Annotated in this window: 12 protein-coding genes; 3 read left to right on the top strand and 9 right to left on the bottom strand. The window is 58.3% G+C overall.

The window, feature by feature from the left end:
- Positions 1–1,160 (top strand): molybdopterin dinucleotide binding domain-containing protein (locus tag AO277_RS22485; RefSeq protein ID WP_257214246.1); only part of this gene is annotated, 1,160 nt, incomplete at its 5' end.
- Positions 1,161–1,170: 10 nt separating this feature from the next.
- Positions 1,171–1,932, top strand: a complete 762-nt coding sequence (cobA, locus tag AO277_RS22480) for a uroporphyrinogen-III C-methyltransferase (RefSeq protein WP_044318809.1) — start codon at positions 1,171–1,173, stop codon at positions 1,930–1,932.
- Between the two features lie 87 nt (positions 1,933–2,019).
- On the opposite strand, the gene AO277_RS22475 is transcribed toward cobA, so the two are convergent.
- The 8 genes from AO277_RS22475 to ppsA all read right to left on the bottom strand — a co-directional run bounded on the left by AO277_RS22475 (position 2,020) and on the right by ppsA (position 10,107).
- Positions 2,020–3,054: an OmpA family protein gene (locus AO277_RS22475; protein WP_002553044.1), complete on the bottom strand. Its 1,035-nt coding sequence runs from the start codon at positions 3,052–3,054 to the stop codon at positions 2,020–2,022.
- Positions 3,055–3,159: 105 nt separating this feature from the next.
- On the bottom strand, positions 3,160–3,750 hold the full coding sequence (gene sigX, locus AO277_RS22470; protein WP_002553043.1) for an RNA polymerase sigma factor SigX: 591 nt from the start codon (positions 3,748–3,750) through the stop codon (positions 3,160–3,162).
- 82 nt (positions 3,751–3,832) lie between these two features.
- The gene (locus AO277_RS22465; RefSeq protein WP_002553042.1) at positions 3,833–4,657 is read right to left on the bottom strand and encodes a mechanosensitive ion channel family protein; all 825 of its coding nucleotides are present in this window, start codon (positions 4,655–4,657) and stop codon (positions 3,833–3,835) included.
- 2 nt (positions 4,658–4,659) lie between these two features.
- The gene (locus AO277_RS22460) at positions 4,660–4,908 is read right to left on the bottom strand and encodes a hypothetical protein (RefSeq protein WP_002553041.1); all 249 of its coding nucleotides are present in this window, start codon (positions 4,906–4,908) and stop codon (positions 4,660–4,662) included.
- An 86-nt stretch (positions 4,909–4,994) separates the two neighbouring features.
- Positions 4,995–5,990, bottom strand: coding sequence for a divalent cation transporter CmaX (gene cmaX / locus AO277_RS22455; RefSeq protein WP_002553040.1), 996 nt, complete (start codon positions 5,988–5,990; stop codon positions 4,995–4,997).
- 11 nt (positions 5,991–6,001) lie between these two features.
- Positions 6,002–6,490 carry a ribonuclease E activity regulator RraA gene (gene rraA / locus AO277_RS22450; RefSeq protein WP_004659258.1) on the bottom strand — a complete coding sequence of 163 codons (489 nt, stop codon included), beginning with the start codon at positions 6,488–6,490 and terminating at the stop codon, positions 6,002–6,004.
- Positions 6,491–6,577: 87 nt separating this feature from the next.
- Entirely contained in the window at positions 6,578–7,570 is a 993-nt protein-coding gene (locus AO277_RS22445) for an alpha/beta fold hydrolase (protein WP_002553038.1), read from the bottom strand.
- A 161-nt stretch (positions 7,571–7,731) separates the two neighbouring features.
- The gene (gene ppsA, locus AO277_RS22440; RefSeq protein ID WP_044318810.1) at positions 7,732–10,107 is read right to left on the bottom strand and encodes a phosphoenolpyruvate synthase; all 2,376 of its coding nucleotides are present in this window, start codon (positions 10,105–10,107) and stop codon (positions 7,732–7,734) included.
- A gap of 205 nt (positions 10,108–10,312) precedes the next feature.
- On the opposite strand from ppsA, the gene ppsR reads away from it, so the two are divergent.
- Complete coding sequence (gene ppsR / locus AO277_RS22430) at positions 10,313–11,137, top strand: posphoenolpyruvate synthetase regulatory kinase/phosphorylase PpsR (RefSeq protein WP_044318811.1); 825 nt, start codon at positions 10,313–10,315, stop codon at positions 11,135–11,137.
- A gap of 53 nt (positions 11,138–11,190) precedes the next feature.
- Here ppsR and prpF read toward each other — a convergent pair whose 3' ends face one another.
- Entirely contained in the window at positions 11,191–12,372 is a 1,182-nt protein-coding gene (gene prpF, locus AO277_RS22425) for a 2-methylaconitate cis-trans isomerase PrpF (RefSeq protein ID WP_044318812.1), read from the bottom strand.
- Positions 12,373–12,393: the final 21 nt, after the last annotated feature.

The following is a 12,393-nucleotide window of genomic DNA, read 5'->3' as shown; positions in this document are numbered from 1 at the left end:
CACAATATTCTTTCACGGCTGCGAGTTTTGCCTGCACTGTATATTTACCCATGACGCCTCCAAAGGTTGCGTCCAACCTTCGGGGGTCATACCATGCCAGCGTGGGCACGCCACGCCTGTATACCGATGGTATTTTCCCCACTGACTCGGGCCGTGCGCAGTTTTTATCCGAGCCTTACATCGCCGCCAAAGAGCTGCGCGATGCTGACTACCCGCTGACACTCAACACCGGCAGGCTGCGCGATCAATGGCATGGCATGAGCCGCACCGGCACCGCTGCGCGGCTGTTCGGGCATGTCAGCGAAGCGCTGTTGAGCCTCAACCCTCAAGACATGCAACGTTATGACCTGCAACCTGGCGATCTGGTCAAGCTGATCAGCCGACTCGGCGAGCTGTTGTTGCCCGTCGGCGGCGATGACAGTGTTGCCTGCGGTCAGGCCTTCTTGCCGATGCACTGGGGCGACCGGTTTCTCAAGGGCGGCGTAAACGCTCTGACTCAGCCAGCCTTCGACCCGATCTCGAAACAACCGGAACTCAAGCATTCCGGGGTCAAAATCGAAAAAGCTCATCTGCCCTGGCAGTTTTTCGCGCTTATTGAAGGCAATGTGCAGCAGCAAATGGAAAGGCTGCGTCCCCTGTGCGACGTGTTTACCTACCTGAGCATGGGCCTTACCGGACGCGAACGTCCTGCATTGATCATACGCGCCGCCAGCGCCGAAGCGCCTGATCCGATGCTGCTGCAGCACATTGACCAGGTACTCGGCCTCGATGAAGGGCCAGTCATGGCTTATGACGACCCCAAGCGCTCAATTGGCAAGCGGGTGCGTATCGACAACGACCGAATTACTGCCATCCGCCTGGCCGGTGAAACGCTTGCCCGACACTGGCTCCAGGCGCTATGGCTGGAAGAACGCTTTGATGCTTCGCTGCGGCGCTGGCTGCTGGCCCCGCTCAGTAGCGAGCCTGGCAAAGACTCGACGCAGGCCTTCGACAAGACCTTGTGCAACTGCATGAACGTCAGCCAGAGCGCAGTAAAGGAAGGTATCGAGCGCGGCCTGGACCTGAATCAACTCAAGACACAACTGGGTTGCGGGACCCAATGCGGTTCCTGCGTGCCTGAAATAAAAAGACTGATCAACACCATGGCTGTTACCCAATGAGGAGTGCAGCATGAGCGCAAAAGTATGGCTGGTGGGCGCCGGTCCCGGTGACCCGGAACTACTGACCCTCATGGCAGTGCGTGCCTTGCACGAAGCCGACGTGGTGCTGATAGATGATCTGGTCAATACCGCAGTGCTTGAGCACTGCCCGAATGCGCGAGTGATCGCGGTCGGCAAACGCGGCGGTTGCCGTTCAACGCCACAAGCGTTCATCCATCGCCTGATGCTGCGCTATGTACGTCAGGGCAAATGCGTTGTGCGCCTCAAGGGCGGCGATCCGTGCATCTTTGGCAGTGGCGGTGAAGAGGCGCAGTGGTTGCAGGAGCGCGGCGTCGCGGTGGAACTGGTCAACGGGATCACGGCGGGGCTCGCCGGCGCAACACAATGCGGCATTTCGCTGACCCTGCGCGGCATAAGCCGTGGCGTGACATTGGTCACTGCCCATACCCAGGACGACAGCAGCCTCAACTGGCAGGCCCTTGCACAAGGCGGAACTACTCTGGTGGTTTACATGGGCGTGGCAAAGCTGGCGGAAATTCGCGAGAGCCTGCAGGCTGGCGGAATGAGTGGCGAAATGCCGGTGGCGATGATCGAGAATGCTTCGCTGCCCTGGCAGCGCGAGTGCCGCAGCACGTTGAACGCAATGCAGCGCGACGCCAGCGCTTTCGAGCTGAAGAGCCCTGCCATTCTGGTGATCGGCGCGGTTGCTGCGTGCAGCAATGAGCTGCTGAATGAAACGCTGATTGATCACGCACAGCTGAGTGCTGGCTGACCGTGCCTCCTGAGTAGCGTCTGCCTGCGCAAATCGCAGGCAAAGAAAAGCCCGGCCTGAGCCGGGCTTTTCAGTACAAGCGGCTAATTACTTAGCTTGAGCTTCTACTTCTGCTTCTACGCGACGGTTAACTGCGCGGCCAGCTTCAGTTGCGTTGTCAGCAACTGGGCGGGATTCGCCGTAACCAACCGAGTTTACGCGGCTAGCGCCAACACCGTACTGGTTAACCAGAACCTGTTTAACGGCGTTTGCACGACGCTCGGACAGTTTTTGGTTGTAAGCGTCAGGACCGACGGAGTCAGTGTGACCTTCAACAGTGGTGGTGGTCTGTGGGTACTGCTGCATGAAGTCAGCGAGGTTCTTGATGTCGCCGTAGCTGTTAGGCTTGACTACGGATTTGTCGAAATCGAACTTCACGTCCAGCTCAACACGAACGACTTCGGCAACTGCTGGGCAGCCATCAGCGTCAACGGTAACGTTGGCTGGGGTGTCCGGGCACTTGTCGACGTTGTCGCACACGCCGTCGTTGTCGCTGTCGGAGCACACTTCAGCTACTGGAGCTGGTGCTGCTTCGACTTTCTTGCTGCCGCCGCCGAAGTTTACGCCGATACCGACGCTAGGCGCCCACTCGGTGTTGCCTTGGTCGATGTTGTACTGAGCTTCAACGCCTGCACGGGCATAGAAGTTGTCAGTGAAGTACAGCTTGGCGCCGCCGCCGATGTTGGCGAAGGTAGAACCGTCACGGCCGTTGCGAGCGTCTTGACCGATGCTTTGGTCAGAGAAACCGGCAGACAGGTAAGGACGCAGCATGTCGCCTGGGTTGTTGAAGTGGTACAGAGCGTCCAGAGCGGTGTTGGCGCCCTTGATGTTCTTGCCACTGTCGCTACGGACGTTGTGGACTTCGTCGTAGCCCAGACGCAGTTCAACATCGTCAGTCAGGAAGTAGCCAACGGAGCCGCCGAACAGGTTGCCGTCGTTTTTGAAGTTACGATCGCTGTCGTAGTATTCTTTCTTGGCGAAGCCTTCGATTTCGACCGCGCCTTGGCCTTGAGCCAGAGCGCCGAACGAAGTTGCGGCAACAATAGTACCAATGGCCAAGCCCAAGGTGTTTTTCAGTTTCATCCGTTAAATCCCCATCTGATGATTATTAAGCAGTCCCACACAGGGGGACAACTCAGCGGCAAGTCTACCAGACCTTGCCAGTTTGTTAGAGATATTTGCACCGTATTAAGTTTCGGCGATTCCCGCAAATTTCTCTCGTAATTTATCTAAAGCCCGCTTGTAACGCATTTTCGTTGCGCTCAAGCCCATGTGCATGATGTCAGCAATCTCCTGAAATTCAAGTTCTGCAACAAAACGCAGGACCAGAATCTCCCGATCGATCGGGTTCACATACACAAGCCAGCGATCAAGTCCGCCCCGCTCTTCAGGTTTGGGCGTCTTTTCTTCCGACGCTTCCTCAAGTGGATCCAGACTCAAAGCGTCCATCAAGCGACGCTTACGCCGTTCCTTTCTGTACTGCGTGATGCATTCATTGTAGGTGATGCTGTAAAGCCAGGTCTTAAATTTAGATTTACCTTCAAAATTTTTCAACCCATACAACACCTTAAGCATCACCTCCTGACAGACATCGTCAGCATCGCGATCGTTCCCTAAATAACGTGCGCAGACGTTAAAAAGTGTTCTCTGGTAACGACGCATCAATTCTTCATAAGCCCGCGTCACATTGAACAGCTCAACATGGGCGCGCGCGACCAGCTCCTCATCAGAGAGCTCGCGGGGATCGTAGCGCGTCGAAAACGGTTGAGGTTTATTCAAAACAAATCTTGCCGACAGTCAGGTCAATGTCCGCCACGGCCTGTATCGGCAACCTGGCAGCATACATTAGCAGGTTAGCCGCTTAACGGCTGCTTACTCTCTGCTCGAGAAGGATGCGGTTGGAAAACGACACCAGCTCCCCCTCGTCTGTCAGCAACGTTGTCTTGACCGTACCGATTTCCTCGATCTGACCTTCCGTATCGCCCACCCGCACCTGCTGGCCCACCTGAAACAGCTCACGAACATAAATTCCGGCGATGATCTGCCCTGCAATCTCCCGACTGCCGAGGCCCAGGGCAAGCGCCACTGTCAGACCAACGGTAATCAAGGCAATCACAATAACGTGGTTCAGCAGGTCGGTCTTCACCTCAAGCTGGCTGATCGCAACCGAAATACTGATGATGATGACCAGGCCTTGAGCAATTCGTCCCAGGCCGGCGGAGTAGTCGATACCTACGCCTTCGGCTGCGCCGCGTACCAGCCCATTGACCAGTTGCGCCAGCAGCACGCCGACCAGCAAGACCAGCGCCGCACCAAATACCTTGGGCAGATACAGCGCCAACATGTCCAGCGTAGCTGAAACCCGCTGCAGCCCCAGCGATTCAGCAGCCGAGACGAGGAAAATCAGTAACACAAACCAATACACGATCTTGCCGATCAGCGTTGAGATCGGCACCTTGACGCCGGCGCGGCCGATGATCTTGGTCAGACCTGTACCGCCGACCAGACGATCCAGGCCCAGTTTGGCCAGCAGTTTGGAAAGCAGCGCGTCAAGCAGTTTGGCCACGACAAAACCCAGCAGCACCACAACAAGCGCGCCGAACAGGTTAGGGATGAAATTTGCGACTTTGGTCCACAATGCAGTCATTGCAGCAAGAAGGCTCTGGGTCCAGAGATTCAATTCCATGCTCAATCAGCCTTATCGATAGAACGGGCACCCGGAATGGTGCGGCGAGAAACAGGAGAGACGTGGGCAGAGCCGTTGTTCACGGCGATCATCAGTGCCTCTGACCAACGGCCCAGCAACCCGAACAACACACCGGCACCGACCTGGCGATTGGCGGTTTTCAGGACGCGTCCCAGACATGCGTCATCATCCCGGCTGGAGGATGAAGAATTGAGCATGTCGCGTAAAGATTCTTCAAACGGATCGTGCATCAGGCACCTCACGTAATGTCAGTCAAAGACGCGACGCGAAAACAACAAGTCACACACGCCCATCAAAAACCCGGACAAGCCCACGCCTATACCCAGCGCAATCGCTTGAATAGCCACCACTGCCCGACGGCCAGCGCGACAATCAGCGAGCACGCCACCAGAAAGCCGTATGAACTGTCAGAACCGGGTATGCCGCCGACATTGATACCCAGCAAACCGGTAAGAAAACTCATGGGCAGGAAGATACCGGTAATGATCCCGAAACGGTACATGGTGCGGTTCATGTGCTCGCGCAAACGCCTGTCTTCGGACTCCAGCAGCAGCCCTACCCGCTCGCGGGTCAGCTCGAGCTCTTCCAGATAACGCGTCAGGCTGTTGTTCAGCTCATTCCAGTAATCGGCGTCGTCATGGGCGAACCACGACAGTTTGATCCGCGAGAGCTGGCCATAAATATCGCGCTGCGGCCCGAGAAACCGGCGCAGACCGGCTGCGCGTCGACGAATATGCAGCAGCTTGCCGTGCTCGGGACTGTACCGTTCGTCGGCGTCGGTCTTTTCTTCCTCTTCATCGACCGATTCGGTGAGTTCGCCGACCAGATCCTGAACCTTGTCGGTCAGGTATTGCGCCAGGTACAGGATCAGCTCCGAGGCACTGGTGGGGCCTTTACCCTGCCCCAGCATCTCGATCAGTTCCTCAGTGGCCCGCAGAGGACGCAGGCGCAGCGAGATCACCCGCTGAGCAGCAGCAAAAATGCGCACCGAGACCATGTCTTCCGGTTCGGCACCGGGGTTGAGGTTCACCCCGCGCAGAAACAGCAGCAACTCTTGCTCCGGCAACGGCAGCAGGCGCGGCCGGGTGTTCTCTTCAAGCAACAGGTCGCAGGCAAATTCGCTCAGACCACTACCGGTACGCAGCCACGTATGGGTCTGCGGATGACTGCGGTCCCAATGCAGCCACAGACTTTCCTGCGGCTGCAGCTCAAGGTCCTGCAACTCGGTTCGAGCGATGAAACGCGCCCCGCCCTTACCGTCCAACACAAGGGCATGAACCAGCCCCCACTGCGCGTTTGCTTCATCGAACATGGATATTTCGCTTATTCCGGCATGGTCAGGGGTGAAGGGGAAATGATGACGCCATTGTTGTCGGCATACAGATACTCTCCCGGGCGGAAGGTCACGCCACCGAAGGTGACCAACACATTCAGGTCACCGATTCCGCGTTTCTCGGTTTTTTTCGGATGGCTGGCCAACGCCTGAACACCCAGGTCGGTCTGCGCGATGACGTCAACATCGCGGATGCAACCGTAAATCAACATGCCTTCCCAGCCGCTTCTGGCCGCTTTCTCTGCCAGCATGTCACCGAGCAAGGCACAACGCAGCGACCCACCACCGTCGACCACCAACACCTTGCCCTTGCCGTCGAGCTCGACCTGCTCCTTGACCAGCGAGTTGTCTTCGAAACATTTAACGGTGACGATCTGGCCGCCAAACGAATCGCGACCGCCAAAATTGCTGAACATCGGCTCCACGACCTGAATCAGGTCCGGATAGGCGTCACACAGATCGGGGGTGATGTAGTGCATAAGGTCAACTCCTGTCTCGCGAATGGTACGGATCGGCCTGATGAATCAGACGCGACCGGCTGACGCTAACCATAGCGACTTTAACCGCTAACTGCCCACCGCCGCCTGAAACTCTACAACCTGTTCAGGAACAGACTGCCCGTTCAGCCACTCGATGACCCGCGGCCAGACCTGTTGCTGCGCGGCCTTGCTGACCAGCATGCGCACGTGGTCGAAGTCTTCGTCAAAACCGTGCTCGCGCCCCAGGCAAAGAAACTGTTTGTGCTGCGCTGCGCCGATCTGATCAAACAGCGTGCGACAGGCCCACACCGGGTCCTGATGATCGCCAGCCGCAGCAACGGCCAGCACCGGCACCTGAACCTCCTTCAGCCCCGCCCACCAGTTGTTGTCGCGCTCGCCAAAACGCCCGAACAGCCCGTGCCAGCGCAGGCTTTCCAGCACCAGCCCTATTGGCTCGTCTTCCGGCCCACGCTTGAAACGCGGCCCTGAAACATGTTCGAAGGACCTGAGCAACAGCCGCGCGGACCATTGCAGCGGCGGAATTTTCAGCGGCCAGTACGTGCGGCTGACCTGACTGCCGAATAGCGCCACCGACGCTGCAGTGTGCGGCCCCAGGTACTGGCCGCCCAAGGCCGCCGCCAGGGTTGTGCCGCCCAGCGAGTGCCCCATCCAGTGCGGTATCTGACCACTTTGCTCACAGACAAAAGCGGCAATGGCGGGCACGTCGAAACGGGCATAGTCAGCCACACAATTGGCGCGGTAGTTCTGGTTGCGTGCAGACAAGCCGTGCCCGCGCATTTCCGGGATCCATACGTCATAACCGGCACGCGCCAGATACGGCCCCAGACCGATACCTTTGGGCGAATACCAGAAGCGCCGGTTGGAAAAACTGCCATGCAGCAGAATCACCGGGATGCCGCGCACGTCGGGCTGATCGACCAGCCCCAGTCGGGTCACCACCAGCTCGACGCTGGGGTCGGGGCTGTTGGCTGGCTTGAGACGGTAGACGTCCTCGACAAGGTCGCCGCGACGCTCGGCGCTGATCAAGGCAACGGGAAAAAGCTGGCTACTGCTTTGCATATCACTCTTTATCTGGCTTGACAGACGGTATGAAACAACGCGCTCCGGGGCTATCGCGGCACGCCATAAAAAAGGCGGCTTCCGAAGAAACCGCCTTTTTCAAACACCTGAACCAAATGACGGTTCAGGCCACCCTCGCGTCACACGAAGGCCGTGTCGCCTCAGACAGGTGCCTGCGCCTCGGCGAGGAAGAACCAGGTTTCCAGCACCGAATCAGGGTTGAGCGATACGCTCTCGATCCCTTGATCCATCAGCCAGCGCGCCAGATCCGGATGATCGGAAGGACCCTGTCCGCAGATGCCGATGTACTTGCCCGCCTTGTTGCACGCCTGAATGGCATTGGACAGCAGCTTCTTGACCGCCGGGTTACGCTCGTCGAACAGGTGAGCAATCACGCCGGAGTCGCGATCAAGGCCAAGTGTCAGCTGGGTCAGGTCGTTGGAGCCGATGGAGAAACCATCGAAATACTCGAGGAACTCTTCGGCCAGAATCGCATTGGACGGCAACTCGCACATCATGATGATGCGCAGGCCATTTTCGCCACGTTTCAGGCCATTGGCCGCCAGCAGGTCGATGACTTGACTCGCTTCACCCAGCGTCCGGACGAATGGCACCATGATCTCGACGTTGGTCAGGCCCATCTCTTCGCGCACGCGCTTGAGCGCACGGCACTCCAGCTCGAAACAGTCGCGGAAGTTCTCGCTGATATAGCGCGACGCACCTCGAAAGCCCAGCATCGGGTTTTCTTCTTCAGGCTCGTATAGCTTGCCGCCGATCAGGTTGGCGTACTCGTTGGACTTGAAGTCCGAGAGGCGCACGATGACCTTTTTCGGCGTGAATGCGGCGGCCAAGGTGCTGATACCCTCGACCAGCTTGTCGACGTAGAAACCGACCGGGTCATGGTAACCGGCGATGCGCTTGTCGACGCTTTCCTTGATTTCCGGTGGCAGCAGCGAATAGTTGAACAGCGCCTTGGGATGCACGCCGATCATGCGGTTGATGATGAACTCCAGACGCGCAAGACCAACACCGGCGTTGGGTAACTGGGCGAAATCAAACGCACGATCCGGGTTGCCGACGTTCATCATGATCTTGAACGGCAACTCGGGCATCGCATCGACCGAGTTGGTCTTGATGTCGAAACCCAGCTCCCCTTCAAAGATGTAACCGGTGTCGCCCTCTGCGCAGGAGACCGTTACGCCCTGGCCATCCTGCAGCGTCTGAGTGGCGTTGCCACAACCGACCACTGCCGGAATGCCCAGCTCGCGCGCGATGATCGCGGCGTGGCAGGTACGACCGCCACGGTTGGTGACAATTGCGCTGGCGCGCTTCATGACCGGTTCCCAGTCCGGGTCGGTCATGTCGGACACCAGCACGTCACCAGGCTGGACCTTGTCCATCTCGGACACGTCCTTGATGATCCGCACCTTGCCTGCGCCGATGCGCTGGCCGATGGCACGACCTTCGACCAGCACCTTGCCGGTCTCCTTGAGCAGGTAGCGTTCCATGACGTTGGCCGAAGCGCGGCTTTTCACGGTTTCCGGACGCGCCTGCACGATGTACAGCTTGCCGTCGTCACCGTCCTTGGCCCATTCGATATCCATCGGGCACTTGTAGTGTTTCTCGATGATCATTGCCTGCTTGGCCAGTTCCGAGACTTCGGCATCGGTCAGGCAGAAGCGCGCACGATCAGCAGGCTCTACGTCGATCACCTTGACCGAACGACCGGCCTTGGCTTCTTCGCCGTAAATCATCTTGATAGCCTTGCTACCCAGATTGCGCCGCAGAATCGCCGGACGGCCAGCAGCCAGCGTGTCTTTATGCACGTAGAACTCGTCCGGGTTGACCGCGCCCTGCACAGCCGTCTCGCCCAGGCCGTAGGCACCGGTAATGAACACCACATCGCGGAAACCGGATTCGGTGTCGAGGGTAAACATGACGCCCGCCGTTCCGGTTTCGGAACGCACCATACGCTGCACACCCGCCGACAGCGCGACCAGCTTGTGGTCGAAGCCCTGGTGCACGCGATAGGAAATGGCACGGTCATTGAACAGCGAAGCGAAGACTTCCTTGGCAGCGCGGATAACGTTCTCGACACTGCGAATGTTCAGGAAAGTCTCCTGCTGGCCTGCGAACGAGGCATCTGGCAGGTCTTCAGCGGTCGCGGAAGAGCGCACGGCCACCGCCAGGTTCGGATTGCCGGCTGACAGCTCGGCAAATGCAGTACGAATCTGGGCGTTGAGCGTCTCGGGAAACTCGGCTTCCATGATCCACTGGCGAATCTGCGCACCGGTGCGGGCCAGGGCGTTGACGTCATCGACATCGAGCGCGTCCAGCGCAGCATGGATCTGATCGTTCAGACCGCTCAGCTCAAGAAAATCACGGTAAGCCTGGGCCGTAGTCGCGAAGCCGCCGGGCACTGAGACGCCAGCACCTGCGAGGTTGCTGATCATCTCGCCGAGGGACGAGTTTTTGCCCCCCACGTGCTCTACATCATGGACGCCGAGCTTATCGAGGGAAACTACGTACTCTACCAAGGTGATCTCTCCACTAACTGTGTTTGTTGTTGGGAAAAGCTCATTCACCCGAGCCACCGTTATGTGACCTCGGGCGTGTCTGGCCGGGCGCAGGCCCATGCCTTGAAACCGTGCCTTCAAAAAAGATGCACCTGCAGGCCCTCAGAGCCGGCAGGCACGCCTATGATAGCCAGAATTCGTCAACTGCTTAAGGCCTGGGTCAAAAATGAAACGATCTGCTTTCTTCATCTCGGACGGCACCGGAATCACCGCCGAAACCCTGGGCCAAAGCCTTTTGGCACAATTTGAAAACATTACATTCAACAAGTTCACCAGGCCCTATATCGACAGCGTCGAGAAAGCGCGGGCGATGGTACAACAAATCAATAATGCCGCCGACAAGGACGATGTGCGCCCGATCATCTTCGACACGATCGTCAATCAGGACATCCGCGAGATTCTTGCGACGTCCAATGGCTTCATGATCGACATCTTTTCGACCTTCCTCGCCCCGCTGGAGCTGGAGCAGGAGCTTAGTTCACACTCTTCCTATTCGGTGGGCAAATCGCACTCCATCGGGCATAACTCCAATTACATGGAGCGCATCGAGGCAGTCAACTTCGCGCTGGACAACGACGACGGCGCGCGGACGCATTATTACGACAAGGCCGACATCATCCTGGTTGGCGTGTCGCGCTGCGGCAAAACCCCGACCTGCCTGTACATGGCCATGCAATTCGGTATCCGGGCCGCCAACTATCCGCTGACCGAGGATGACATGGAGAAGCTGCAACTGCCTGCGGCGCTCAAGCAGCATCGCGAAAAGCTGTTCGGCCTGACCATTGACCCTGACCGTCTCACCGCGATCCGTCACGAGCGCAAGCCAAACAGCCGCTATTCCAGTTACGCGCAGTGTGAATTCGAAGTGCGCGAGGTAGAGAGCCTGTTCCGCCGCGAGAACATTCCCAACATCAACTCCACGCACTTTTCGGTTGAAGAAATCTCTGCCAAGGTGCTGGTCGAAAAAGGTGTAGAGCGGCGCTTCAAATAACCGTTGAAGGTAGCCACGTCAGCTGATTTTTTCAGCTGACTGTTTCAGTCGTTTTACTGTGGCACTCGCACCCAGCCTTCCATCAGCACTCTGGCGCTGCGGCTCATGAGGGCTTTGGTGACTTTCCAGTCACCGCCCTCCTGAACAGCCTGCGCGCCGACCCGCAGTGTGCCGGAGGGATGGCCGAAGCGCACCGCACTGCGCGCCTGTCCGCCAGCTGCCAGACTGACCAGCGTGCCCGGAATGGCGGCGGCAGTGCCGATGGCAACGGCAGCGGTGCCCATCATCGCGTGATGCAACTTGCCCATCGATACGGCACGCACCAGCAGATCGATATCCTTTGCCGCAACAGGTTTGCCACTCGATGACAGGTAATCGGCAGGCGCTGCTACAAAAGCCACCTTGGGTGTGTGCTGGCGCGTCGCGGCTTCAGCAATGCTACGAATCAGGCCCATGCGCACGGCACCGTGGGCGCGAATGGTTTCCAAACGGGCGAGCGCCTGCGGATCACCATTGATATCGCCCTGCAACTCGGTACCGCTGTAGCCTATGTCGGCGGCGTTGACGAAAATTGTGGGGATACCGGCGTTGATCATGGTTGCTTTCAAGGTGCCGATGCCGGGCACTTCAAGGTCGTCTACCAGGTTGCCGGTGGGAAACATCGAGCCGCCTGCGCCCTCTTCGTCCGCTGCCGGATCAAGAAACTCCAGCGCCACCTCCGCGGCCGGAAAGGTCACGCCGTCCAGTTCGAAATCGCCGGTTTCCTGTACCTCACCGTTGCTGACGGGCACATGGGCGATGATGGTCTTGCCGATATTGGCCTGCCAGATACGCACGATGACGACGCCGTCTTGCGGCACACGACCAGCATCGAGCAGACCACTGGCGATAGCAAACGAGCCGACGGCCGCCGACAGGTTGCCGCAGTTGCCGCTCCAGTCGATGAAAGGCTTGTCGATGGACACCTGACCGAACAGGTAATCGACATCGTGATCGGCCTTGGTACTACGCGACACAATGACCGTTTTGCTGGTACTCGACGTCGCCCCGCCCATGCCGTCGATCTGCTTTTCATAGGGGTCTGGGCTGCCGATGACTCGCAGCAGCAACGCATCCCGCGCCGATCCCGGAATCTGTGCAGCTTCGGGCAGGTCCGTCAGCCTGAAAAACACACCCTTGCTGGTGCCACCACGCATGTAGGTGGCGGGGATGCGGATCTGGGGTGAATGAGCCATGAATTCGTTGTCCTGCGCTGC

Source organism: Pseudomonas amygdali, from assembly GCF_002699855.1.
In the GTDB taxonomy this organism is placed as follows: Bacteria; Pseudomonadota; Gammaproteobacteria; order Pseudomonadales; family Pseudomonadaceae; genus Aquipseudomonas; species Aquipseudomonas amygdali.
The sequence above is the reverse complement of the archived record's forward strand: the minus strand, read 5'-3'. Positions and strand labels throughout refer to the sequence as shown.